At 55.2% G+C, this 26,492-nt stretch carries 19 protein-coding genes; 5 read left to right on the plus strand and 14 right to left on the minus strand.

All coding sequences use genetic code 11. From position 1 onward, the window contains the following. Positions 1 to 3: 3 nt before the first annotated feature. From secD to queA, 4 genes are all read right to left on the minus strand, one after another. A complete protein-coding gene (secD, locus tag DBY68_RS07210; protein WP_108474809.1) occupies positions 4 to 1,851 on the minus strand; it encodes a protein translocase subunit SecD in 1,848 nt (615 codons plus the stop codon). A gap of 27 nt (positions 1,852 to 1,878) precedes the next feature. Next, positions 1,879 to 2,211 (minus strand): preprotein translocase subunit YajC, encoded by a 333-nt coding sequence (gene yajC, locus DBY68_RS07215; protein WP_108474808.1) that lies wholly within the window; start codon positions 2,209 to 2,211, stop codon positions 1,879 to 1,881. 22 nt (positions 2,212 to 2,233) lie between these two features. After that, positions 2,234 to 3,361, minus strand: coding sequence for a tRNA guanosine(34) transglycosylase Tgt (gene tgt, locus DBY68_RS07220; protein ID WP_108474807.1), 1,128 nt, complete (start codon positions 3,359 to 3,361; stop codon positions 2,234 to 2,236). Positions 3,362 to 3,467: 106 nt separating this feature from the next. Continuing rightward, positions 3,468 to 4,532: a tRNA preQ1(34) S-adenosylmethionine ribosyltransferase-isomerase QueA gene (queA, locus tag DBY68_RS07225; protein ID WP_108474806.1), complete on the minus strand. Its 1,065-nt coding sequence runs from the start codon at positions 4,530 to 4,532 to the stop codon at positions 3,468 to 3,470. Between the two features lie 94 nt (positions 4,533 to 4,626). Between queA and acpH the strand changes: the two genes are divergently transcribed. Both acpH and DBY68_RS07235 read left to right on the plus strand, forming a co-directional pair. Then, on the plus strand, positions 4,627 to 5,208 hold the full coding sequence (gene acpH / locus DBY68_RS07230) for an ACP phosphodiesterase (RefSeq protein ID WP_108474805.1): 582 nt from the start codon (positions 4,627 to 4,629) through the stop codon (positions 5,206 to 5,208). A 140-nt stretch (positions 5,209 to 5,348) separates the two neighbouring features. Next, positions 5,349 to 5,951, plus strand: a complete 603-nt coding sequence (locus tag DBY68_RS07235; protein ID WP_108474804.1) for a peroxiredoxin — start codon at positions 5,349 to 5,351, stop codon at positions 5,949 to 5,951. Positions 5,952 to 5,996: 45 nt separating this feature from the next. Here the strand turns inward: DBY68_RS07235 and DBY68_RS07240 are convergent, their stop codons facing one another. The 5 genes from DBY68_RS07240 to DBY68_RS07260 all read right to left on the minus strand — a co-directional run bounded on the left by DBY68_RS07240 (position 5,997) and on the right by DBY68_RS07260 (position 13,215). After that, positions 5,997 to 7,361, minus strand: a complete 1,365-nt coding sequence (locus tag DBY68_RS07240) for a DUF3999 domain-containing protein (RefSeq protein ID WP_108474803.1) — start codon at positions 7,359 to 7,361, stop codon at positions 5,997 to 5,999. Beyond that, positions 7,358 to 9,943, minus strand: a complete 2,586-nt coding sequence (locus DBY68_RS07245; protein ID WP_108474802.1) for a DUF2339 domain-containing protein — start codon at positions 9,941 to 9,943, stop codon at positions 7,358 to 7,360. The genes DBY68_RS07240 and DBY68_RS07245 overlap by 4 nt, the downstream gene beginning before the upstream one ends. Positions 9,944 to 10,084: 141 nt before the next feature. Then, on the minus strand, positions 10,085 to 11,953 hold the full coding sequence (locus tag DBY68_RS07250) for an amidohydrolase (protein WP_108474801.1): 1,869 nt from the start codon (positions 11,951 to 11,953) through the stop codon (positions 10,085 to 10,087). A 20-nt stretch (positions 11,954 to 11,973) separates the two neighbouring features. Then, positions 11,974 to 12,516, minus strand: coding sequence for an antibiotic biosynthesis monooxygenase (locus tag DBY68_RS07255; protein WP_108474800.1), 543 nt, complete (start codon positions 12,514 to 12,516; stop codon positions 11,974 to 11,976). A 57-nt stretch (positions 12,517 to 12,573) separates the two neighbouring features. After that, a complete protein-coding gene (locus DBY68_RS07260; protein WP_015965623.1) occupies positions 12,574 to 13,215 on the minus strand; it encodes a hydrolase in 642 nt (213 codons plus the stop codon). A gap of 274 nt (positions 13,216 to 13,489) precedes the next feature. Between DBY68_RS07260 and DBY68_RS07265 the strand changes: the two genes are divergently transcribed. Then, positions 13,490 to 14,392, plus strand: coding sequence for a LysR family transcriptional regulator (locus tag DBY68_RS07265; protein WP_108474799.1), 903 nt, complete (start codon positions 13,490 to 13,492; stop codon positions 14,390 to 14,392). 1 nt (position 14,393) lies between these two features. On the opposite strand, the gene malZ is transcribed toward DBY68_RS07265, so the two are convergent. The 5 genes from malZ to phoB all read right to left on the minus strand — a co-directional run bounded on the left by malZ (position 14,394) and on the right by phoB (position 21,574). After that, positions 14,394 to 16,211 (minus strand): maltodextrin glucosidase, encoded by a 1,818-nt coding sequence (gene malZ, locus DBY68_RS07270; RefSeq protein WP_108474798.1) that lies wholly within the window; start codon positions 16,209 to 16,211, stop codon positions 14,394 to 14,396. 184 nt (positions 16,212 to 16,395) lie between these two features. Next, the gene (proY, locus tag DBY68_RS07275; RefSeq protein ID WP_108474797.1) at positions 16,396 to 17,751 is read right to left on the minus strand and encodes a proline-specific permease ProY; all 1,356 of its coding nucleotides are present in this window, start codon (positions 17,749 to 17,751) and stop codon (positions 16,396 to 16,398) included. 85 nt (positions 17,752 to 17,836) lie between these two features. Beyond that, complete coding sequence (gene brnQ, locus DBY68_RS07280) at positions 17,837 to 19,156, minus strand: branched-chain amino acid transporter carrier protein BrnQ (RefSeq protein ID WP_108474796.1); 1,320 nt, start codon at positions 19,154 to 19,156, stop codon at positions 17,837 to 17,839. A gap of 420 nt (positions 19,157 to 19,576) precedes the next feature. Further along, positions 19,577 to 20,863, minus strand: a complete 1,287-nt coding sequence (gene phoR, locus DBY68_RS07285) for a phosphate regulon sensor histidine kinase PhoR (RefSeq protein ID WP_108474795.1) — start codon at positions 20,861 to 20,863, stop codon at positions 19,577 to 19,579. Between the two features lie 21 nt (positions 20,864 to 20,884). Beyond that, positions 20,885 to 21,574 (minus strand): phosphate response regulator transcription factor PhoB, encoded by a 690-nt coding sequence (gene phoB / locus DBY68_RS07290; RefSeq protein WP_108474901.1) that lies wholly within the window; start codon positions 21,572 to 21,574, stop codon positions 20,885 to 20,887. A 192-nt stretch (positions 21,575 to 21,766) separates the two neighbouring features. On the opposite strand from phoB, the gene sbcD reads away from it, so the two are divergent. Together sbcD and sbcC are read left to right on the plus strand one after the other, a co-directional pair. Further along, positions 21,767 to 22,969 carry an exonuclease subunit SbcD gene (gene sbcD, locus DBY68_RS07295; RefSeq protein WP_108474794.1) on the plus strand — a complete coding sequence of 401 codons (1,203 nt, stop codon included), beginning with the start codon at positions 21,767 to 21,769 and terminating at the stop codon, positions 22,967 to 22,969. After that, the gene (gene sbcC / locus DBY68_RS07300; protein ID WP_108474793.1) at positions 22,966 to 26,103 is read left to right on the plus strand and encodes an exonuclease subunit SbcC; all 3,138 of its coding nucleotides are present in this window, start codon (positions 22,966 to 22,968) and stop codon (positions 26,101 to 26,103) included. Before sbcD ends, sbcC begins: the two co-directional genes overlap by 4 nt. Positions 26,104 to 26,492 lie beyond the last annotated feature (389 nt).

Below are 26,492 nucleotides of genomic sequence, written 5' to 3' on the forward strand. Positions count from 1 at the left end.
TCCTCAGATTGACAGCTTGTTGATGCGTTTGCCGCCATACAACAGGTTTACGATGGCACGCGTACCGACAATTGCGGTAAACATCGACGTTGCCACACCGATACCGGTGGTGATAGCAAAGCCTTTGATTGCCCCGGTGCCGACTGCATACAGGATCAGAACTTTAATCAGCGTGGTGATGTTCGCATCAAAGATGGAACTGAATGCGCCCGCATAACCTTCGTTGATTGCCTGCTGCACCGAACGCCCGTTGCTCAACTCTTCTTTGATACGTTCGTTGATCAGTACGTTGGCGTCGACCGCCACCGCAAGGGTTAGCACGATACCTGCAATACCCGGCATACTCAGCGTGGCCCCTGGCAGCAGTGACATGATACCGACGATCAGTACCAGGTTTGCAATCAGTGCGCTGGTCGCGATCAGACCAAATTTCTTGTAGAAGAAAATCATGAACAGGATAGAAACTGCCAGGCCAGCCAGACACGCTTCCAGACCCTGCTTGATGTTCTGCATACCCAGAGTTGGGCCGATGGTACGTTCTTCAACAATCTGAATCGGCGCAATCAGCGCACCGGCGCGCAGCAGCAGAGAGAGCTGACGTGCTTCGTTCGGGTTGTTGATACCGGTGATGCGGAAGCTGTTACCCAGACGAGACTGGATGTTAGCGATGTTAATCACCTCTTCCTGTTTCACCAGCACGGCACGACCGTTCGCATCTTTCTTACCGCTGTCTTTGTACTCCACGAAAAGGGTCGCCATCGGTTTACCGATGTTGTCCTTGGTGAAGTTAGACATGGTGTTACCACCTGCGCTATCCAGCGAGATGTTAACCTGCGGCTGGTTGTATTCGTCCTGGCTGGAAGTGGAATCGGTGATATGGTCACCGGTCAGGATCACGCGTTTGTACAGCACAACCGGCTGACCTTCACGGGTCTGTTTCACTTCAGAGTCGCCCGGCACACGACCAGATGCGGCAGCGGACTGGTCAACGTTAGTATTCACCAGACGGAATTCCAGCGTCGCGGTAGCGCCCAGAATCTCTTTGGCGCGCGCGGTATCCTGAATACCCGGCAGTTCAACGACGATGCGGTCTGCACCCTGACGCTGTACCACAGGCTCAGCCACACCCAGTTGGTTTACACGGTTACGCAGGATGTTGATGTTCTGCTGTACCGCGTATTCGCGCGCTTCGCTCAGACGCGCATCGCTCATTACCGCGCGCAGCTGGTTGCTGCCCTGATTAGTGATAACCAGGTCACGATGACGGGAGCTCAGCCAGGTATTCGCCTGATCGCGTGCCGCGCTGTCGCGGAACAGAATCGTCAGACCATAGTTATCTGACTTACGAATATTGGAATACGGAATGTTTTTCTCGCGCAGGTCACTGCGCAGACTGTCGATATTTTGTTCCTGAAGCTTACCGAGCGCCGTGTCCATATCCACTTCCATCAGGAAGTGAACACCACCACGCAGGTCAAGACCCAGCTTCATCGGTTCGGCTTTAATGGCCGCCAACCAACGCGGGGTTGCAGGAGCAAGGTTCAGCGCCACGACGTATTTATCACCCAGCACGCTCAGCAGCGCTTCACGGGCACGCAACTGGACGTCGGTGGAGTCGAAGCGCGCAAGAATAGCGCCCTCTTCCAGTGCCACAGACTTCGCGGTGATTTTTTCTTGTTGTAAAGTATTCTGGACCTGGATCAGCGTTTGCTCACTGGCGGCGACTCCGCGCGCACCAGTGATCTGAACAGCCGGATCCTCACCATACAGGTTGGGAAGTGCGTAAAGCAGGCCGACGATAATCACGACGACCAGCATGATGTACTTCCACAAAGGATAACGGTTTAACACGGCAGTTCCCTTTGGGAAAACAGTAAATTACAGCGCCTTCATGGTGCCTTTCGGCAGAACGGCAGCTACGAAGTCACGTTTGATTACCACTTCAGTGGTGTCGTTCAGCGCGATAGCAATGTAGCCGGATTCAGCTACTTTGGTTACGCGGCCAACCAGACCACCGTTAGTCAGCACTTCATCACCTTTGGCGATGGAGTCCATCAGCTTTTTGTGCTCTTTGGTGCGTTTCTGCTGTGGGCGCAGGATCATGAAGTAGAAAATCAGACCAAACACTACCAGCATCAGAATCAGAGACATCGGGCTGCCCTGTGCTGCGCCACCCGGTGCTGCTATCGCATCAGAAATAAAAAAGCTCATTAAAATTCCCTCATTATTAATATTAATCAACGTTCAAAGCTGGAACTTCGCGCCCCTGACGTTGGTAAAAATCGGTCACGAAGCTCTCTAATTTACCCTCTTCGATAGCCTTGCGTAAACCAGCCATTAAACGCTGATAGTAGCGAAGGTTATGAATCGTGTTGAGACGTGCGCCCAGTATTTCGTTGCAACGGTCTAAATGATGCAAGTACGCACGTGAATAATTGCGACACGTATAGCAATCACACTCAGCGTCGAGTGGGCTGGTATCGCTCTTATGCTTCGCATTACGGATTTTCACCACGCCATCGGTCACGAACAGATGACCATTGCGCGCGTTACGCGTTGGCATAACGCAGTCAAACATATCGATACCACGACGCACGCCTTCAACCAGATCCTCTGGTTTACCGACGCCCATCAGGTAACGCGGTTTGTCAGCAGGAATTTGCGGGCAAACGTGCTCCAGGATGCGGTGCATGTCTGCTTTTGGTTCGCCTACTGCCAGGCCGCCGACAGCGTAGCCATCAAAACCGATATCTACCAGACCTTTAACGGAGATATCACGTAAATCTTCGTAAACGCTGCCCTGAATGATGCCAAACAGGGCGTTTTTGTTGCCAAGGCTGTCAAAACGCTCGCGGCTACGCTTCGCCCAGCGCAGCGACATCTCCATAGAGCGCTTCGCGTAATCCCAGTCTGCCGGGTACGGCGTGCATTCGTCGAAGATCATTACGATGTCGGAACCGAGATCGTACTGAATCTCCATCGATTTTTCCGGATCGAGGAAAATAGGATCGCCGTTGATCGGGTTACGGAAGTGTACGCCCTGTTCGGTTATCTTACGAATATCGCCAAGGCTAAAGACCTGGAAGCCGCCGGAATCGGTGAGAATTGGCCCTTTCCATTGCATGAAGTCATGCAGGTCACCGTGCAGTTTCATGATTTCCTGACCCGGGCGCAGCCACAGGTGGAAGGTGTTACCGAGGATAATCTGTGCGCCAGTGGCTTCAACTTCCTCCGGCGTCATGCCTTTGACGGTGCCATAGGTACCGACGGGCATAAAAGCAGGCGTTTCCACTACGCCACGATCGAAGACCAGGCGGCCACGGCGTGCGCGTCCGTCGGTGGTGTCCAGTTCAAATTTCACGCTATTCTCCTGCATCAGAGAGACAGTCTGATGGTTAATGTTGCGGGATGAGGTTCACCCCCACCCCGGCCCTCTCTCTCAGGGAGAGGGGAAAAACACGCCCCACTCAGGGACGTTCGTTAATGGCCTGCGGATTGTACGTGATAAACATCGCATCACCGTAACTAAAAAAGCGATATTCCGCTTTTACCGCTTCGTGATAGGCATGTAGGGTGTGTTTATAACCCGCAAACGCGGAAACCAGCATAATCAGCGTCGATTCCGGCAGGTGGAAGTTGGTCACCAGCGCGTCAATCACTTTGTACTGATAGCCCGGATAGATAAAGATCTGCGTATCACCGAAGAACGGTTCAATCAGGTCGTTTTTCGCCGCCTGCGCCGCGCTTTCCAGCGAACGGACGGAGGTGGTTCCTACCGCAATCACGCGGTTACCGCGCGCTTTCGCTGCCAGCACCGCGTCAACCACCTCCTGTGGCACTTCCGCATATTCGGAGTGCATGGTGTGCTCTTCAATGCTCTCAACGCGAACCGGCTGGAAAGTACCTGCCCCCACGTGCAGCGTCACAAACGCCATATCAATGCCTTTTTCCCGCAATTTAGCCAGCAGCGGCTCGTCGAAGTGCAGGCCAGCAGTGGGGGCCGCGACAGCACCAGGGCGGCTGCTGTAAACGGTTTGATAAAGTTCGCGGTCGGCGTCTTCATCCGGGCGGTCGATGTACGGCGGCAGCGGCATGTGGCCGATGCTGTTAAGAATATCCAGTACCGGACGCTCATCGTTAAACTGCACTTCAAACAGCGCGTCGTGACGTGCGACCATGGTCGCATTGATGCTTTCGTCATCGCCCAGCAACAGTTCCGCTCCCGGCTTCGGCGCTTTAGAAGCGCGAATATGTGCCAGAATACGATTATCATCGAGCATACGTTCAACCAGCACTTCAATCTTGCCGCCGCTGGCCTTGCGACCGAACAGTCGCGCAGGAATGACGCGGGTATTATTAAAGACCAGAAGATCGCCAGGGTTGAGCTTATCGAGCAGATCGGTGAAAGTACCGTGCGTCAGCGCGCCTGTCGGCCCGTCCAGCGACAGCAAGCGGCAACCGCTGCGCTCAGGCTGTGGATAGTGGGCAATCAGGGATTCAGGTAATTCAAAGGAAAAATCGGCAAGGCGCATGACTCTAAGACTCTGGACTTAATAATGAGGCGGGTAGTCTAGTGCCGGGGCGTTCTCCCTGCAACCCTATCCCCCTCTGGATAGATAATAATCGATGAATTTTTTAGCTCACCTGCATCTTGCGTACCTCGCCGACAGCTCGTTGTCCGGTAATCTGCTGGCTGATTTTGTGCGCGGCAATCCGGATGACCGCTACCCCACCGAGGTCGTCGACGGGATTTACATGCATCGTCGCATTGACGTGCTGACGGATAATCTGCCCGAGGTGAAGGAAGCCCTGGAGTGGTTCCGCCCACAGACGCGGCGCGTCGCGCCTATTACGCTCGATGTGATGTGGGATCATTTCCTCTCGCGCCACTGGTCGCAGCTTTCGCCACAAATGGCGCTGCCGGAGTTCGTCGAGTACGCTCACGAGCAGGTGTCGCTGATTCTGCCCGATTCACCGCCGCGCTTCGTGAATCTGAACGAGTATCTGTGGTCAGAACGTTGGCTTGAGCGCTACCGCGAGATGGAATTTATTCAGCGCGTGCTTAACGGCATGGCGAGCCGACGTCCGAAACTGGACGCGCTGCGTGACTCCTGGCACGATTTAGACCAGCATTATGCGCAACTTGAGAAACAGTTCTGGCAGTTTTATCCGCAGATGATGGCACAGGCCAAAGCACGCGAGCTTTAACCCTGGCCTGTCAAACATTTGTCTATTAATAGGCAGAACGTTAAATATCGATTGCTGTAGCCTCTTTGAGTCATCGCGGATCACTCTCTATACTGGCCCGCGTTGCGTACTACTTACTTTCTATACTCAAAGGAGAACCCATGGTTCTGGTTACTCGTCAGGCACCTGACTTTACCGCTGCGGCAGTGCTCGGTAACGGCGAAATCGTTGAAAACTTTAACTTCAAACAGCACACCAACGGCAAAGCCACCGTGCTGTTCTTCTGGCCAATGGACTTCACCTTTGTCTGCCCGTCTGAACTGATCGCGTTCGATAAACGCTACGAAGAGTTCCAGAAACGCGGTGTAGAAGTGGTCGGTGTGTCCTTTGACTCCGAATTCGTTCACAACGCATGGCGTAACACCCCGGTCGATAAAGGCGGCATCGGTGCAGTGAAATACGTGATGGTTGCTGACATCAAACGCGAAATCCAGAAAGCCTACGGCATCGAGCACCCGGACGCGGGCGTGGCGCTGCGTGGTTCTTTCCTGATCGACGCCAACGGAGTTGTTCGCCACCAGGTCGTTAACGATCTGCCGCTGGGCCGTAACATCGACGAAATGCTGCGTATGGTTGACGCGCTGCAGTTCCACGAAGAGCACGGCGAAGTGTGCCCGGCGCAGTGGGAAAAAGGCAAAGAAGGTATGGCGGCGTCCCCGGACGGCGTAGCAAAATACCTGACCGAAAACGTCTCCAGCCTGTAATCGGCGGATGAAGAAAAGGCTCGCGCAGGCGAGCCTTTTTTGTCTTTAGCGCCGGGCTTCTCGCCAGATTCGCCACGCCACCATCAGTAATGCCCCCACGCCCACAATAAGCACCGCCCACACCGCGATGGCGACCCACAATTTCTGTTGTTCACCGGCGCTCACCGCCTGCAACCGCGCCTCACCGCCCAGTTTTACAGCCTCCAGCGGCTGCGCCCAGGGCAGCGTCTCGACATTTTTGCTCGCCGGGAGCGATTCAGGAATGAGCTGGTTCAGACTCAACGCCGCGTTTTCCGCCGCCTTATTTCCCCAGGCCAGCATATAGGGGCCTTTGCCCTGCGCGTTAAAAACCAGCACTTTTGCCTCACGCTCCCCGGTCACCCTCGGCAGCGTCTGCGGCAGATGGGCATCCACCGTGGTGATACGAATGGCCTCAACAACGTTTCCAGAGAGCGGGAACGCCTCCTGTGTTTGATCGTTAACGTTAAACAGCACGCTTTTCGCCAGTGGCCGCCACTCGCTTTTCTCATCGCTTCGCCAGGTGATATCAACCGGTAACACACCTTCATTCATCAGCATGATGGAAAGTGTGCTCAGCGGTTGTGGCCGATCCCATCGCCAGATGGCTTCAGTTGATGTGTTTTTAACGGCCGCCGCTGGCAGCTGAATACGCTCAGTAAGCGGCTCTTGTGGTTGCGCCACGGCCATTACGCTTTTTAACGCCGGCACAGGTGTTTGTGGGTCGAGAACCAGCAGCAAGTAGCGCCGACCATCAGGCGACAATGTCAGTTCGGCGGCCACGGTGTTCATCTTTAATCGATCGCCATCACGGGAAAGATCCATCAACGGCGCATTTTCCTGAACGCGCTGCCAGTGGCTAAGATCCCGGCTGGCGTAAACCGAAGCTTTACCCTGCCAGTTTGCGCTCGACGCCGCCCAATCCAGCCGCAACTGCGTCAGACGCAGCGAGGCTTCCCGGCTATCCGGTAAAGTCAGTAAATAGCTCTGGCCAACCGATTTTGCCTCATCGCCCTGAAGATTAATTTCCACGCCATTGGCGGCCTTCAGGCGGATCGTCTGCGGCGCGCTGGCATCCGTCGAGGCGAGCGGCGAGGCCGCTAAAGGAAACAGGCGCAGGGCGACCGAATCCGCTACGGCAGGTGGCGTTGGCTTCGTCATTAACGTAAAGGGAACACGCTCCCCCTGCTGATTAAATACCCGAACGTCCCGCAGATCGGGCCAGGCACTGTGCTGATAGACCTCTCGCGGTAACGCCACGCGATACCACGGGGATGACGAAGATATTTCCAGCGTCATTCCCGTGGCGTAGTCTCGCGGGGATTCCGCCGCTATAGCCGACAAGCTGCCCATCAGAAGCACGCTGCAAACAATCGCTTTTATCCGTTTCATTTTTGCTCTCCTGCTTTGGGTGGCAACGGCGAGAAATAGCCGACGATAAGTACCAGTATCGCCACACCAATAAACGCCACCGCACGCGCCAGACCACCGCCGCCTGCGCTGTCGACCAGCATCAGTTTGATAATCACCACACCTAATAGCACAGCGCCAGATAACCACATTTTCCGCGATACGCTGCGCGTTGCCCGAATCATGATAACCAGCGCGATAAACATCCAGAACAGCGCAAAGGTGGTCTGGACAAGGCGTGAATGCCAGAGCGCACTGAAGTCCCACGCAATATCGCCATACCACGCCAGCGCGCGCATCAGCATGCCATTCAGCCACCAGAAAGCCAGCCCGGCGAGCAGCAACGCACCGGATGCGCGCCACGCCGAGGGCAGATGGCACCGGACATAGCGCTCTGCAACGTAAAGCCCAAGCAGCGCAAAAGCCGCACCTTCTTCCAGAGGATTCATCAATGGCAGATAGAGCTGTCGGTAGACCACGCCGCTTTGTAAGTTGGTCACGACCAGCAAACCGAGCAGCAGGGCCGCCACCGGGGCAATCGCCACGCCGCTGTAAAGTTCCGGCCAGCGGCAGAAAGGCCACCAGTCCCGACGAAGCGCGGCATATACCAGCAAAATAGTTATGCCGCCCGCAGCCATCAGCAGACCGCTCTGCCACCCCTGCATGCCCCACGGCAGTGACTGCACAAACCACAATAGCTCTACGCCAAACGCCAGCATCAACATCCATAACAAGGCGAGATGCAGACCCTGCGAAAGACGTGCTGGCACTGCGCCGTCATCACGATAAAGCAGCGTGAACGCAGACGGCAGCGCAATCATCCACGCCAGATTATGCCAGCCTGCGGCGAAAATCTGCTGCTGATGAATTTGCTCGGACAGCATTAGCAGCATGGCAGGCCAGAGCAGCCACTGCGCAAAGCCGAGTTCTCCCCATGCCAGACGCTGGCGCATAAAACGCCAGACCCAGGCAGAGAGGGATATCAACGCGAGCAGGACAAATCCTGAGGTTGCGTCCTGGTTAGTAATGAGCTGCGCCGCCCCCGCGAGGGCAATCACCCAAAATGCGACGCCGCCGATTAACAGCGCCAGACTCAGACGCCGTATTTCTTCACGCCACAGCCAGGCGGCGGCGAGCCAGCAAAGGCTGAGCACGGCGAAAATCATCATGATGGAGAGCGGCGTTGTCTCGTCCGCCAGCGCCCAGATGCCGCTGCCCAGCGCCAGTATTAATAGCGCAGTGCCGCTGAAACTCATGCGCCGCTGCTGCTGTTGCATCCCCAGCCACAGTATACCCACGCCTTCCAGCGCCCAGGCCATCGCCGTCCAGCGCGCGGAAAGCGCCAGCGGAATGGCGAGCGTGGTGAATGCACCGCCCAGCGCAAGGGCGGCCAGCACCAGCGTACGTTCCGCAGACGGGAATCGTCGCAGCACCAGCCACGCCAGCGCCAGATAAAACGCACCGTAGCCCAGCGCGCTGATCGCCGGGCCATAAGTCATGTGCTGCGTCATGACGTACTGCATACCAAAGCCAATCAGCGGTGGCGCGAAGAGCAGCACGCCGTCAACCACACGTTTGCCCTTCTCCTGCGATCGCCAGGAGAACAGCACGCTCAGGATGCCGAAAATCAGGATATTGGCGATGAGAAATAGCTGACAGTTAAGCCAATATTCAGGGCGATAATCATTCATGCCCCACAAGCCACCCACCCCAAAGGTGAAAAGCAGCCCTAACAGATTCAGTTCGCGCCAGTGTTGCCGCGCGCTAATCGCCAGAATGCCAATAGACAGAAGCAGGTAGAATGAGAACAGCGCAACGTAGTTACCGCTTCCCGTAGAGAGGAGCACCGGTGCCAGGTAGCCGCCAAGGCTCGCCAGCATTGCCAGGCTCAGGGCATTTTGCAGCACCGCCAGACCAACACTTGCCGCGCAAATCAACACCAGCAGCGTAAAGGCCAGCGTCATCGGCAGCATTTGCCACAGGCGAAACGCACCAAAAACGGTGAGATAAAGCACGCCCGTCGCGCCACCTTGCAGGATCAATGCATAGACACGCTGCTTATGGCGCAATCGCCAGCCGATAGCCAACAGCACCACCGCGAAAAGCGCCGTCGCCACAAGACGCAGCTCCAGCGGGAACAGCGCGTGCTCAACCGTATAGCGCAACAGGAAAGAGAGCCCAAGGAACAGCAGCAGAATACCCAGCTTAGCCAGTGGGTTACCCTGCATAAACCAGCGGAGCAGCGAGGTGAAGACACCGCCAAATGCCGACGACGTCTCACGCACGGGCAGCGATACCGGTTCTTCTTTTTCAGTGGGCTGCCAGGGATTGACTGCCGCAGGTTGGGAAGGGGCGACGGGAATCACCGGTTCAACCACCGCGACAGGTTTTGGCTCTGGCGCATCAGCGACACCGCGTTGCTCCAGTGCCTCAAGCCGACGACGAAGCAGCGAAATCTCGTAGCGCATGGCGGAAGTACGATTAATGGCGACAATCGCCAGGATGGGCACCACCACCAGCGCGAAGAAAAGTACGATACAGCCAAGGATTACCAGCTCGTCCATGTTTCCACCTTTAGCCAGCACGAATAAACGCAGATTGACACAAAGTGTTGCATTTACGCCATTAATCTTTGCAAAGAGAAAGGATTTTAAGAAGAGAACAACAAAAACCGGATGGGGAGCCCCATCCGGTGAGTCAGAGTATCAGAACGCGAAGCAGGAACAGCCCAGCACGCCCCAGAATGCCTGTTCATCGGAGACAGGAATCGATGATTTACGTGCAATATCATGCTGATGGCCGTGTACGCCACAGCTACCACAGCACTGGTGCATCTGGACAATTGCGCCCATTTTCCCGGCAACTGGCGGTGCTGAGCGATAATGGCCCGGCACGTTCACCACCGGCGACCAGTCAGGCACCACCGGAATCGCAGGTGGTGCAAGCGGCGTGAAGTGACCGGCGGCATAAACCACCTTGCCATCCACGATGGTCATCACCGATTCAATGCCTTTAATCTCTTCTTCCGGCACGCTGAAGTAGTCTTTCGACAACACCACCAGGTCGGCAAGCTGATCTTTCTCGATACGCCCTTTTTTGCCCTGCTCGCTGGAGAACCAGGCGCTGCCTGCAGTCCACAGTTCCAGCGCCACATCGCGCGGCAGACGGTTTTCATCGTCATACATCGCCATACCGCCAACCGTACGGCCAGAAACCAGCCAGTAAAGCGCCGTCCACGGATTATAGCTCGCTACACGGGTAGCATCCGTACCCAGCCCGACGGGCACATCAGCAGCCAGCATTTTGGCCACCGGCGGCGTATGTTTCACCGCATCTTTACCATAGCGATCGATGAAGTATTCCCCCTGGAACGCCATACGGTGCTGTACCGCAATCCCGCCGCCCAACGCTTTAACACGTTCGATATTACGTTCAGTGATGGTTTCTGCGTGGTCAAAGAACCAGTGCAGACCGTTAAACGGAATATCGCGGTTCACTTTTTCGAACACATCCAGCATGCGGCTGATCGATTCGTCATACGTAGCGTGCAGACGGAACGGCCAGCGGTGTTCGACCAGATGGCGCACCACGCGCTCCAGCTCATCTTCCATCCCTTCCGGCAGATCCGGGCGTGGCTGGAGGAAATCTTCGAAGTCCGCCGCCGAGAAGACCAGCATCTCGCCCGCACCGTTGGCACGATAGAAATCGGTGCCCTGGCCCGGTTTGAGCATATCCGTCCAGCGTTCGAAATCTTCCAGTTCCTGTTTTGGCCGCTGGGTAAACAGGTTATAGGCGATACGAATCGTCATCTGCTCTTTTGCATGCAGTTGTTCGATAATTTCGTAATCTTCCGGGTAATTCTGGAAACCGCCGCCGGCGTCAATAGCGCTGGTCAGCCCAAGGCGGTTCAGTTCGCGCATAAACTGACGGGTGGAGTTCACCTGCATCTCCAGCGGCAGTTTCGGCCCTTTCGCCAGCGTCGAGTAGAGGATCATCGCATTCGGTTTGGCAATCAGCATCCCGGTCGGGTTGCCATTGTTATCACGAACGATTTCCCCCCCTGCCGGATTTGGCGTCTCTTTGGTGTAACCGACAGCTTTCAGCGCCGCGCGGTTGAGCAGCGCGCGATCGTAAAGATGCAGCACAAAAACGGGCGTATCCGGCGCAGCTTCGTTCAGCTCTTCAATGGTCGGCATGCGGCGTTCGGCAAACTGGAATTCGCTCCAGCCCCCCACCACGCGCACCCACTGCGGCGATGGCGTGCGATCGGCTTGATCTTTAAGCATTCTCAGCGCGTCGGCCAGCGAAGGTACGCCTTCCCAACGCAATTCCAGGTTGTAATTCAAACCGCCACGGATCAGGTGGAGGTGGGAATCGTTCAGGCCAGGGATCACCGTATGCCCTTTCAGATCAACAATCTGCGTGCCCTCGCCCGCGTAAGACATCATCTGATCGTTGCTGCCTGTAGCCAGAATTTTACCGTTGGCAATCGCCACCGCTTCCACCAGCGGATGCTGACGATCAAGCGTGTGAATTCGACCCTGATTCAGGATCAGTGTGGCTTTTTGTGACATGTCACTCTCCTCAAACCGGATCAGGCTTTCTTAAGCCATCCGGCGAATAGTCGGGTCACGATGGGCATCCAGAGCCAGACAACCAGCGCAACCACACAGGCATCGTTAATGAAATGAAGCAGCAAGGAGCCCTGCAGGGCGGGGAACAGCGCGCCGGTTATCCACGGCACCAGATTGGTGCTGGGAAAAATCACCAGCAGCGTGATGAGAAATTGTTTCCACTGTTTTGGCTGACGCACGTGCGGTGACGGTGGCGTAAACCAGAACGCCGCTTCGGTACGAACTTCCGTGTGGTCACCTTCGGCGAGCAACGGGGTGATTTCATCCACCAGTTGTTTGCGCGTTTCGGACTGCGTCCAGGCGTAGAGGTGCTCCAGGGTATCGAAGCGAATGATGATATTCCAGGCACCCTGCCCATCTGCCGGGCGAATCACGTTGGCCCCAAGATGGCCGGGATACTCTGCGGCAACGGGCATGATTTTGCCGAGCCAGGCTTCATACTGGTCCGCATCTTCCGGGCGTAGCGCATGCGTAATTACCAGCGTTACATGTTTTTGCGTCATGACGGTTTTCCTTGCTGTCGCATTTTACGGGGAGCGAATCGCCCCCCGTCGCCGTCATTACGCTTTACGTTCCGGCGCGCCGTGAACCAGGGTATAAGCATAATCCACGCCCATACCATAGGCGCCGCTGTGCTCACGAACCAGATCCATCACCGCGTCGTAAGTTTCTTTACGTGACCAGTCACGCTGGTACTCCAGCAGCACCTGTTGCCAGGTAACCGGCACAGCGCCCGCCTGAACCATACGATCGATGGAGCGTTCGTGCGCATCAACTGAAGTACCACCAGAGGTGTCAGTCACCACATAAACTTCAAAACCTTCTTCCAGCGCCATTAATGCCGGGAAGGTCAGACAAACCTCAGTCCACAGGGCAGAAATAATCAGCTTTTTACGTCCGGTGGCTTTTACCGCCTTCACGAAAGCTTCATCTTCCCAGGAGTTCATGGAGGTGCGTTCAATCGGTTTAATTTCCGGGTGAACAGCCAGCAATTCTGGCCAGATATAGCCACTGAAGCTTTTGGTTTCAACCGAGGTATAGATGGTTGGAACGTTAAAGATTTTCCCGGCTTTGGCCAGTGCTACGGTGTTATTTTTCAACGTCTGACGATCGATATTCGCTACACCGAAGGACATTTGCGGTTGATGGTCGATAAAAATGAGAGTGGAGTTAGATGGATCGATCAGTTCCCGAATAGACATAAAAACACCTTCTTAAGCAATGAGTTAAGTAGAAATTTTAGGACTAAATGACATGTGGATACTGAATGAGTTTTCAGGATGAGTATAGCGGGAAATTTTTAACGAGTTATTAAAGAAAATTTACGATACGATGATGATAAATATTATGTTATGAAATGAATGAGTTACCTTTATTTTTCATTTAACCTATTGATTATCGAAAATTAATCAGTGGAATTACTCGACATACCTTTGTTACAACTAATGAGATTTTTTTCCGGGTATCTTTAATATTATGCGAATAAATCTGGACGTTTTACTTATTCTTGACGCGATTGACCGACACGGGAGTTTCGCCGCTGCAGCCGAGTCGCTTTACAAAACGCCCGCCGCACTGAGCTATATGGTGCAAAAACTGGAAAGTGATCTGAATATCACATTGCTTGATCGTTCCGGACATCGGGCCAAATTTACTGATACCGGTCGAATGATGCTGGAAAAAGGGCGATTATTGCTCAATGCCGCGAAAGATCTGGAAAAACAGGCAATACAGGTGAATTCTGGTTGGGAAAAAGAGCTGTCCATCGCCCTTGATGACTCGTTCCCGTTTTCCGCATTGCTACCGCTTATTGAAGATTTTTACGCACAAAACAAGCAAACTCGTTTGAACTTCAGTCACCACACGCTGGCAGGATCGTGGGAAGAATTAACCCATAATGGTGCAGATATTATTCTGGGAGCGATCAACGATCCCCCCACCTCCGCGGCGTGGTCGTGGCAGATGCTCGGCATGCTGGATAACGCGTTCGTCATTGCTCCGTCGCATCCTCTGGCAGGCGAAGCGGAGCCCATTAGCACAGAAAGAATGATTAAGTTCCGTGCTGTGGTTATCAGCGACAGCGCCCAACACTGCCGTCCAATCAGCTCCAATTTGATTGATGAGCAGGCACAGATCCGGGTAGACGATTTTCACTCTAAAGTCACGCTGCTGCGCGCCGGATTAGGCTGCGGATTCCTGCCGCGCCATATTGCTCACCCCTGGATAGCATCCGGCGAGCTGGTAGAAAAATCGGTAGTCTCGTGTCGGCAAAAAGATGTGGCCTATATCGCCTGGCGCAACGGTCATGAAGGGCTCGCACAGCTTTGGTGGCGCGAGGCGGTGATTAACCATAATCTGACCGCCCCGCTTTACCCCTGATTTACTCGCCGGACCAGACCGTGGCCGATCGTGCAGGCAGCGTCAGGACGCCATCCTGATTTTCGCCGTTGCCTTCCCGCTGCATGAGCGTGTTAAAACTCAGCAGCGGCGTATCTTCCAGCACTACTTCACACGCCTCGCCGCGATTAATGGCAATCAGCACGCGTTCCCGTTTCAGAACACGGACAAAGACCACCACGTTATCTTCGGCGTACAGTACCTGGCAGCCACCGCGCCGCAAGGCTTCACTCTTTTTACGCAGCTTCGCCATCCGCTGATACAGCGCGAGCAGCTCGCCGTCCTGCTGGCTTTTATCCCACGGGAACGGCTTACGACACATCGGGTCGTTCGCACCGTCCACGCCGACTTCATCGCCGTAATAGATACACGGTACGCCAGGCCAGCTGAACAACCACACCACGCCCAGCCCTAAGCGGTCGACATCTTTGCCCAATAGCGTTTTGAAGCGTGCAGTATCGTGGCTATCAAGCTGATTAAACATCCGCAACTGCTGCTGATGCGACAGCCCCGCACGATACTCTTCCATCCACGCCATGCAGGTTTGCGCATCAATGTTTTGCGGATCGTAAGAGAGATCGGTATTGGCCAGAAACGCCCAAATCGGCAGCGTAAAGCCGCGGTAGTTCATCGCCGCATCTTCCGTATCGGCTTGTAACCACTGACGCGCATCACCAAAATGTTCCCCGAAAACATACGCTTCTGGGTGCGTTTCTTTCGCCGCCTGAGTCATTCCGGCCACGTGTTTCAAATTGTTATACGCACCGCCGCCTTCACCGAGCATGTGCACCACATCCAGCCGCCAGCCGTCCATGTTCCACGGCGCTTTCAGCCAGTGGCGTACAATACTCTCTTCTCCGCGGTAGATTTCGTTGACCAGCGATTCGGACTGATAATCGAGCTTCGGCAGGCTCGGATAACCTAACCAGTCCAGCGCACGGCCTTCTGGCGAGAAGCTGTACCAGTCGCGCCACGGCGACGACGCGTTATGGCATGCACCGCTGCTTGCGTTATTCTGCCGATCAAACCAGGCATGTGTATCGCCGCTGTGATTAAACACGCCGTCAAGAATCAGACGCATACCTTCGCGTTGGGTATTTTCGCGCAGGCGCAGCAGCGCCTCGTTACCACCAAACTGCGGATCCACTTCACGATAATCCTGGGTATCATATTTATGCACGCTTGGCGCGGTGAAAACCGGGTTCAGGTACAGCCCCGTCACGCCAAGTTTCTTCAGGTACGGCAGCTTTTCGCTGATACCGTTGAGATCACCGCCATAGAACGTAGAGCCGCCCGCATCCGCCGTAAGCGGCGCATCCCAGTCACGCAGAATGATGTCGTGTCCGGCGGCATGATGGTAATAGACCTTGTCCTGCTCGGCCGTACGCGTGTCGCTACGGGCAAAACGGTCAGGAAAGATTTGGTAGAAAATTTGATCGGCCACCCATTGCGGGCCGCTGTCAGGCACATCAACCGCAAATAGCTCAAGCTTTGCGGGCGGAATGCGGCTAAACCCTTTTGGCGCAAACCAAAGCTGACGATCTTGCCATAATAATTTAAAAGCATAGCGGCGGCGCGGTTGCCCGCTATCAAGCGGTATCTCACCACGCCAGGCCGTCACACCCGGAACAGGTGATTTGCTCAGGCGTTTCATCGGCAGGACGCACTCTTCATTGTCGATTTCCGCACGCATCGTAATGCGCTGCGGCAGGTCGTTTCCGCGCAACCACAAGGTCATCGACAAGCGATCGTCGTGCGACTTTATAAAGGGTGCGACAGGCAGATGCCAGGCGTTCAACATCGTTTAATTCCCCTCAGTTAACAATGCGCTCACCTTGCCACAAGCCCTTTCCGCCCTACTCCTCTTTTCGTCGTTTTTGAGGGGTGGAGATTAGGGGCGTAAAAAAGCCCGGCGACTGAAGCTAACCGGGCTTTCTGGTTTTACCTGATAGCGCTTCGCTTATCAGACTGACAAATTGCGCATATTAGCGACGGCTACGACGCGATTTAAACATCCAGCCAATCAGCAGTAGCACAATCCATGCAAACCCCACGTACAGGGAAATGCGCGTATCCGGGTGATAACCGATCAGGCCGATGATAAAGACCAGGAAAATCAGGCCAACGATGGTGGTGGTAACGCCGCCAGGTACTTTGAATTTCAGTGCTTTCACTTCTTCCGGCGACAGACGACGACGGAAGGCCACCTGCGAGAGCAGGATCATAATCCACACCCACACGGTGGCGAAGGTCGCCAGCGAGGCGATAACCAGGAAGACGTTTTCCGGCATGATGTAGTTCAGATACACCGCGAACAACAAGGCAACGGTCATCACCATGACGGTGACCCATGGAATGCCGCGTCGTGAGGTTTTAGCAAATACTTTCGGTGCGCTACCCTGTTCAGCCATACCGTGCAGCATACGCCCCACACCAAACACATCACTGTTAATCGCGGAAAGCGATGCGGTCAGCACCACAAAGTTCAGGATGCTGGCGGCAAAGGTGATGCCCATATGCTGGAAAGTCAGCACGAACGGGCTACCGTTGGTGCCTACCTGGTTCCACGGGTAGATGGACATAATCACAAATAACGTGCCCACGTAGAACACCAGAATTCGCATCGGTACCGAGTTGATAGCGCGTGGAATGGATTTTTCCGGATCCTTCGCTTCACCCGCGGTGATACCAATGATTTCGATACCGCCGTAGGCAAACATCACCATTTGCAGCGACATCACCATGCCGAGCCAGCCGTTGCTAAAGAAGCCACCGTTGCTCCAGAGGTTATGTATGCCCGTCGGTTGCCCGCCGTTGCCAATCCCCCAGATGATAATGCCGAAACCGGCGGCGATCATGATGATAATGGTGGCGACTTTGAAGAAGGAGAACCAGAACTCCAGCTCACCAAAGACCTTCACGCTCATCAGGTTAATGGCGCAAATAATCATCACCACGCTCAACACCCAAATCCAGTGCGGCACATCGGGGAACCAGACACCCATGTAGATGCCGAACGCGGTCACGTCGGCGATAGCGACAATCAGGATTTCAAAGCAGTATGTCCAGCCGGTGATATAGCCTGCCAGCGGGCCGAGGTTTTCCTGCGCATAGCGCGAGAAGGAACTGGCTGCCGGGTTGTGCACCGACATTTCGCCCAGCGCGCGCATGATGATATACGCCGCCACGCCACCGATAATATAGGCCAGCAGCACGCTCGGCCCGGCCATCTTGATTGCGTCAGCGGAACCATAAAACAGCCCGGTTCCAATTGCTGATCCTAGCGCCATGAAGCGAATGTGCCGGGTACTGAGCCCGCGCTTCAGCTTGTTGTTTTCCATCGTTTCCAGTGCCATTTCTTACCAAAAAACAAAAAACCACGGGACGCGAAGTCCCGTGGTTGAACATGTTGTTATCGCGCGAAAATTAATGCGCGTTAGACGTTACCTGTCGGCCTGCGGCACGGTCCCAGATAATCGCCAGAACCGCCATTATCACCGTCGGCAGCAGCCAGGCCAGGCCTTGCTCCGCCATCGGCAGACGCGCCGTCCAGCCAGGCAGCACATCAGCGAAGGCCGATGCTTTGATGCCGTCAAGGATACCAAACATCAGGCTGATAAACATCGCTGGTGCAATTACGCGAGTCGAATTATGCCACCAACCGCGGGTAAAGCTTAATACAACCAGTGCGATACAGGGCGGATAGATCATCGTCAGCACCGGAATGGAGATCTGAATCAGATGGCTCAGCCCCAGGTTGGAGACCGCCATCGAGAAGATACCCAGAATAAACACCAGCGAGCGATAAGAGAGCGGCAGATACTGCGCGAAAAATTCCGCGCACGCACAGGTCAGGCCAACAGCGGTAACCAGACAGGCGATAAAGATCAGCGCCGCCAGCAGGAAGCTACCCGCTCCGCCGAAGGTATGCTGCACATAAGCATGCAGAATCGCCGCGCCGTTTGCGCTCTTATCAACCAGCAGCGCGCTATCGGAGCCCAGGCGGAACAACGCCAGGTACAGCAGCGTCAGGCCAACGCCGGCCATCAGGCCAGCCCAAATGGTATAGCGAGTCAGCAAGCGAGCCTCGGTCACGCCGCGGGAGCGGGCCGCGTTCACGATTACGATCCCAAATACCATCGCGCCAAGAGTATCCATAGTCAGATAACCATTCACGAAACCATTAGAAAACGGTGCCGTTTGATACGCTTCAAGGGCATGACTGATAGGGCCGGCCGGCCAGATAACCGCCGCCACGGAAAGCACCAGCAGCGCCAGAATTTTCATTGGTGCCAGGAAGTTGCCGACGGTATCGAGCAGTTTGCCCGGATAGAGGGAAACCAGAATGACCAGCGCAAAATAGACCAGGCTGTAGATAAACAGCGGCATCGCACCATCACCCGTCAGCGGGGCAATACCGATTTCAAAGGAGACAGTCGCGGTACGCGGCGTCGCAAAGAGCGGGCCAACAGCGAGATAACAAACGGTTGCCAGCAGAACACCTGCGACTTTACCGATTGGCGTACTGAGGCTATCAACACCACCGCCGACCTTTGCCAGCGCGACAACGGTCAACACAGGCAGACCGACTGCGGTAATTAAAAAGCCGAGCGCGGCGATCCAGACGTTCGGGCCCGCCTGTAAACCAACCATTGGAGGGAAAATAATGTTGCCAGCGCCGACAAACAACGCAAAGGTCATAAAGCCCAGAGCGATGATATCGCGTGTTTTTAACTGATGGGTCATATGTAACTACTGCCTGTGGATGTGGTGTTGTACAAATAAAAAACTTTGCGCTCGCTCCAACGGAATCTTTCAGAGGAAACAAGCAACAAACTCAGCGGGATATGCTCCCTTCGTAGCGTGAGGAAGAATAGTTTTTTGATTTGCTACGTAAATACAGTCTGATTCCTACTGCATTAGGCGCAATTTAAACGCTTATAACGTTTTAAAGCAATATGGGATCGCAAAACCAGACGATTATACTAATACTAAATACAAACCTGGAACGATTAACCAGATATAGGAAAAACACATGGCTGATCATGCGAACAAAAAAGCGCCAGTTGTTCATAAAATATCCGATGGGAAATTGACTGCAAAGCAAACAGACCAGCCGAAGCTGGTCTGTGGAAACTCATCGTGACAAGTGCTTAATCTGGCGCTTTATGTGGCAATTAAACGTTCCGGCAGCAGGAAACTAAAGCGTGTTCCTTTTCCTGGCTGGCTTTCAACATCCAGGCGGCTATCATGATGATTTAACGCATGTTTCACAATCGCCAGGCCTAAGCCGCTGCCGCCAGTTTGCCGGGAGCGCGCTTTATCCACCCGGTAAAAACGCTCGGTTAAACGGGGAAGATGTTCCGCCGCAATGCCAGGCCCGTTGTCCTCGACGCTAAACAGCGCACCGTGCGGCGCATGCTGCCAGCGCACGGTGATTTTCGTGCCGGCGGGCGTATGGTTCACCGCGTTATAAACCAGGTTTGACACCGCACTGCGCAGTTGATCTTCATTGCCCAGCACCTTCAATGCCTCATCAATTTCAAAATGGAGTTCATGCTGGCCCTGGCTTAGCGTTTGCGCTTCCCGCTCAACCACCCGCAGCATCATCGGTACATCCACTTTTTCATTGAGGGTAAGGGTCGGCGCGGCTTCAATTTTCGATAGCGTCAGTAATTGCTTCACCAGCCCTTCCATACGCTGCGTCTGTTCACGCATCGTATGCAGGGCTTTTTCACGCGTCGCGCCTTCCAGTACCTGCTCCTGAAGCATCTCAAGATAGCCCTGCAAAACCGTCAATGGCGTACGCAGTTCATGACTGACGTTGGCAAAGAAGTTGCGCCGTGCGCCTTCCAGCTGGTGCATTTGGGTGACGTCGCGCGCCACCATCAGCAGCTGCCGGTCGGTATAAGGCATGATACGGATTTCCAGATGACGCCCATTATTGAGCACCAGATGCAGCGGTTTAAGAAACTCGCGTTGCTTAAGATGCTGCGTAAATTCCGGATAACGCAACAGGTTAAGAATATTTTGCCCGCTATCGTCCGGCCAGCGCAGACCAAGCAGTTGTTGCGCCAGGCCGTTACACCAGAAGATTGCGCCCTCTTCTGTGGTCAACACCACCGCATCGGGCAGTGATTCTGCGCCGCTACGAAAGCGTTTAATCAGATTACCCAGTTCACGGCGGCGTTTTTTATTACGCAACTGCATCTGGTTCAGACCGTAGAGCAGCGGTTCCCAGCTACCGCGCCCCGGCGGCGGCGTCATGCTGCGATCGACCCATAACCACCAGGAAAGACGCAGAAGATTCCAGAAATGCCAAATCAACAGCCCGGTCACTGCCGCCAGCAGAAACCAGGGAAGATGGCCAATAATAAGCCCTAATATCAGGGCCGGGAGACAACACAAGAAAAGCTCAAAGGCGAGTCTTTTCCATGACAGCCGTTCCAGCACGCGTCACACTCCTGTCAACATTCAGAAACGAGCCGAAAAACGGTAGCCCGTGCCGCGAACGGTTTGCACCATACGATCGTGGCCGCTCTGTTCCAGCGCTTTGCGCAGGCGGCGAATATGCACATCCACCGTGCGATCTTCCACATAGACGTTGGTGCCCCAGACATGGTTCAACAATTGCTCACGGCTGTAGACGCGTTCAGGGTGCGTCATAAAGAAGTGCAGCAGTTTGAATTCGGTTGGCCCCATATCGAGCGGATTTTCGCCGGTCATAACGCGATGCGAGGTAGGATCAAGGCTTAGGCCCTGCATCTCAATCACCTCCTCCACCGCCATCGGAGAGATACGCCGCATCACCGCTTTGATCCGCGCCACCAGCTCTTTCGGGGAAAAGGGTTTGGTAATGTAGTCATCCGCGCCGGTTTCCAGACCGCGTACGCGATCCTCTTCTTCACCGCGCGCCGTCAGCATCATGACCGGGATATCGCGGGTCAGCGCTTCACGCTTGAGATGTTTGATAAACTGTAGCCCTGAGCCGCCCGGTAGCATCCAGTCGAGCAAAATCAGATCGGGCCAGGGTTCATTGAGCTGATTCACCGCACTGTCATAATCTTCCGCCTCAATCGGCTGGAAACCGTTTTGCTCCAGCACGAAACAGACCATTTCGCGGATGGGTGCTTCATCTTCAACGACCAGAATGCGTCTCGCCATTTTATGCCCTGTTTTTTTAGCCATCAGTATACATTCGGCGTCATTATGCGTCAGATTTATGACAGTTTTATGAAAAACATGACCGTAAAATGATGGCGCTTTACGAAATATGACACTCGCGGAATACACCCGTCGATCCTGCGGTCGGGGAATGTATAATCCCGGCTATGCTTTTTTCCCACAGGGACGACGATGCGAATTCTTCACACTTCAGACTGGCACTTAGGCCAGAATTTTTACAGTAAAAGCCGTGCCGCAGAACACGATGCGTTTCTGAACTGGCTGCTGGAGACCGCGCAACGCGAACAGGTAGACGCCATTATTGTGGCGGGCGATATCTTTGATACCGGCTCGCCGCCAAGCTATGCGCGCGAACTCTACAACCGCTTTGTGGTAAATCTGCAACAAACCGGCTGTCATCTGGTGGTGCTTGCCGGAAATCATGATTCCGTCGCCACGCTGAATGAATCCCGCGATATTTTGTCGTTTCTCAATACCACGGTGATCGCCAGCGCCGGGCATGAACCTTTTATTCTCAACCGCCGCGACGGCACGCCTGGCGCTGTTTTCTGTCCGGTGCCATTTTTGCGTCCGCGCGATATCGTCGTCAGCCAGGCCGGGCTTTCCGGTGCGGAAAAACAGCAGCATTTACTGGAAACCATTACTGACTACTATCAGAAACAATATCAGCAGGCCTGCGCACTGCGTGGCGATCGCCCGCTGCCGATAATCGCCAGCGGTCACCTGACCACCGTGGGTGCCAGCAAAAGCGATGCCGTGCGTGATATTTATATTGGCACACTGGATGCGTTTCCGGCGCAAAACTTCCCGCCTGCCGATTACATCGCGCTGGGGCATATTCACCGCGCGCAGAAAATCGGCGGCAGCGAACATATTCGCTACTGCGGCTCACCTATCCCGCTCAGCTTTGATGAAACGGGGAAAAGCAAAAGCGTCAATCAGGTGACCTTTGTCGAGGGTAAACTTCAGGACGTGACGCCACTCGACGTGCCCGCTACGCAACCGCTGGCGGTCATTAAGGGCGACTTTGACAGCATCAGCAGCCAGTTGGCACAGTATCGCGATGCCCCGTCAGAGCCCCCGGTCTGGCTGGATATTGAAATCACCAGCGATGAGTATCTGCATGATATTCAGCGTAAAATCCAGGTCATTACCGATGATTTGCCCGTTGATGTGTTGCTGGTTCGCCGCAGTCGCGAACAGCGTCAGCGCATTCTGGACAACAGCCTGCGTGAAACCCTAAGCGAACTGGAAGTTGAAGAGGTTTTCCAGCGTCGTCTGGCGCTGGAAACGCTAGAAGAATCCCGGCAGGCGCGCCTGAAAGCGCTGTTTGATCTCACCGTTCACTCGCTTGATGAGGAGCCGCAGCCATGAAAATCCTCAGCCTGCGCCTGAAGAATCTCAACTCACTGAAGGGCGAGTGGAAAATCGATTTCACCGCCGAACCGTTTGCCAGCAACGGTCTGTTCGCCATCACCGGCCCCACAGGCGCGGGAAAAACCACTCTGCTGGACGCCATTTGCCTCGCGCTGTATCACGAAACGCCGCGCCTCAACACGGTGTCGCAATCACAAAACGATCTGATGACCCGCGACACCGCTGAATGTCTGGCGGAAGTTGAGTTTGAAGTGCAGGGCGTGGCCTATCGCGCGTTCTGGAGCCAGAACCGCGCGCGCAATCAGCCGGATGGCAACCTGCAGGCACCGCGCGTTGAACTGGCGCGCCGCGATGACGGCAAAATTCTGGCCGATAAAGTCAAAGATAAGCTCGAGCTTATCGCGTCGTTGAGCGGGCTGGATTACGGTCGCTTTACCCGGTCGATGTTGCTGTCACAGGGGCAGTTCGCCGCGTTCCTTAATGCACGTCCCAAAGAACGCGCCGAGCTGCTGGAAGAACTCACCGGCACGGAAATTTATGGGCGAATTTCGGCGCAAGTTTTTGAAAAACATAAACAGGCACGCACCGAGCTGGAGAAACTCCAGGCGCAATCCTCCGGGATGGTGCTGCTGAGTGAAGAGCAGCAACAGTCACTACAGGGAAGTTTGCAGGCGCTTACTCTCGAAGAGAAAGCCGCACTGGAGCAGCAGACGATCGCACAACATCAGCAACAGTGGTTGCTGCGTCAGAATGAACTGACGCGCGAAACGCATACCGCCCGAGAAGCGCTTGCCGCCGCAGAGCAGGCTCTGGCGACAGCGCAACCCCAGCTGGAAACGCTCAGCCGTGCCCAACCGGCGGAACTTCTGCGCCCACGCTGGACACATCTTCAGGAACAAGCCGCAACCCTCGCCAGAACCCAGCAGCAGACGCTGCAAGTAAATGCTCGCTTACATGAAGCAACCACCCGCCGTAACCGCATCCGCGCCACGGCTATCGAACAGATGCGCGGGTTGCAGCAGACGCAAACTCAGCTAAACCAATGGCTTGAGGAGAACAAGCGTTTTGCACACTGGGGCAGCGAACTCACCGGCTGGCGCGCGGCATTTGTTTTACAGGCGCGAGAAAGCGCACAGTTGCAGAACAACCAGCAGCGCCTGAGTACCCTGGAAAAACAGCTTGCCCAGTTACCGGCCTCCACGCTTACGCTAAATCTTGCCGAAGCCAGCGACGCCATTAACGCGCACAGCGCTGCCCGCCCGCTGCGCCAGCAGCTCACTACGTTGCATGCACGTTTTCTTCCGCTGCAAAAACGGCGTCAACAGTTGGCTGAAGCGCAGGATAATCGCCGCCAGCAACTGGAAAAACTGACCGCAGAGCTGACCGATCGCCGCCAGCGCTATAAAGTGCAAAACCAGCAACTGAGCGATGTGCGTGCATTATGCGAGATGGAAGCGACGATTGTGCGTCTGGAAGCCGAACGCGCCAGGCTGCAACCCGGTTGCGCCTGCCCATTGTGCGGTGCCACCGAACATCCGGCGATTGCGCAATACCAGGCGCTGACGCCCGGTGTCAATCAGGCGCGTCGCGATGAACTGGAGCGCGACGTCAAACGTCTGGCAGAAGAAGGTGCAACCCTGCGCGGCCAGCAGGATGCCCTGCAAAAACAACAGCAGGTTGAAGAAAGCGAGCTGGAGTCTCTTTCTCAGCAGGAGCAAGCACTTACATCACAATGGCAGGACGTAACGGCCGCGTTAGGCGTGACGCTTCGCGCTGAGGAAGCGATTAGCGAGTGGCTTGGCACACAGGAAGAGTACGAACAGCAGCTTTATCAGCACAGTCAACGGCTGAATTTACAGCAGCAGATAACCGACCTTCAGCAGCAGATTACGCTGGCGCAGAACGAACTCAGCCAGCGCCGCGAAGCGTTGCAGGCTCAACTGACGACGCTTTCGCTCACAGCACCACTTTCCGGCGAAGAGAACGTCTGGCTGGCGGCGCGCGAAGAGGAAAGCCGGCTCTGGCAAAGCCAGCAGACGCAGCACGGTGAAACGCAGCAAAAACTCGCTCAGCTTCAGCCGTTGCTGGATACGCTGCCTGTGTGTGAAATCGAAGAGTCAACACCCGTGTCGCTGGAGGGATGGCAGCAGATCCACAACGATTGCATCTCGCTCGCCAGCCAGTGGCAAACCTTGTCGCAGCAGGAAGCACTGGAAAAAGCGCGCCTGCAACAGGCCGAGCGCGAATTTGATCAGGCACTGGCGGAATCACCGTTCAGCGATCGCGCGGCGTTTCAGGCGGCGTTGCTGGAACTGCCTGAGCGTGAGCGTCTGGAGCAACTGAAAGTGTCGCTTGAGAGCAAGCTTCAGCAGTGCCGCACGCTGGATACGCAGGCGCAAAATGCCCTGCAACGTCATCTGGCTCAACGCCCAACGACGCTCAGCGATGATACCGCGCTTGAGCAGGTACAAACTCATCTATCGCACCTGTCCCAACAATTACGCGAGAACAGCGCTCGTCAGGGCGAGCTTCGCCAGCAAGTGAAACAGGATGAAGAGAACCGCCGCCAGCAACAAAACCTGCTGCTGGAGATTGAAAAAGCCAGCGCGCAGGTAGAAGACTGGGCGCACCTGAACGCGCTGATTGGCTCCAGAGAGGGCGATAAATTCCGTAAATTCGCCCAGGGGCTGACGCTGGATAATCTGGTGTGGCTGGCGAATGACCAGCTTAGCCGCCTGCACGGGCGCTATCTGTTGCAACGTAAAGCCAGTGAAGCGCTGGAACTGGAAGTGGTCGACACCTGGCAGGCAGACGCGGTGCGCGACACGCGAACCCTCTCCGGCGGCGAAAGTTTCCTCGTCAGCCTGGCGCTGGCGCTGGCGCTTTCTGACCTGGTGAGCCACAAAACGCGTATCGATTCGCTGTTTCTTGACGAGGGGTTTGGCACGCTGGACAGCGAAACCCTCGACACGGCGCTGGACGCGCTGGACGCGCTCAACGCCAGCGGCAAAATCATTGGCGTGATTAGCCACGTAGAGGCGATGAAAGAGCGCATTCCGGTGCAGATAAAAGTGAAGAAAATTAACGGGCTGGGGTATAGCAGACTGGATAAGGTGTTTGCGGTGGAGTGAGGGGGATATGTGCGCGCTGATGCCCTCACCCCGGCCCTCTCCCACAGGGAGAGGGAGAAAACCGCCCCCACTTAAACTCTGGCACCATCGGTTCCCTCTCCCTTGAGGGAGAGGGTTAGGGTGAGGGGGAAAATGCGCGCACCGATGCCCTCACCCCGCCCCTCTCCCACAGGGAGAGGGAGAAAACCGCACCCACTTAAACTCTGGCACGGTCGGTCCCCTCTCCCTCGAGGGAGAGGGTTAGGGTGAGGGGGGGAAATGTGTGCACCGATGCCCTCACCCCGGCCCTCTCCCACAGGGAGAGGGAGAAAACCGCACCTACATAAACTCTGGCACAATCGGTTCCCTCTCCCTCGAGGGAGAGGGTTAGGGTGAGGGGGGGAAATGTG

Source organism: Pseudocitrobacter sp. RIT415 (assembly GCF_003057695.2).
Taxonomy (GTDB): Bacteria; Pseudomonadota; Gammaproteobacteria; order Enterobacterales; family Enterobacteriaceae; genus Pseudocitrobacter; species Pseudocitrobacter faecalis.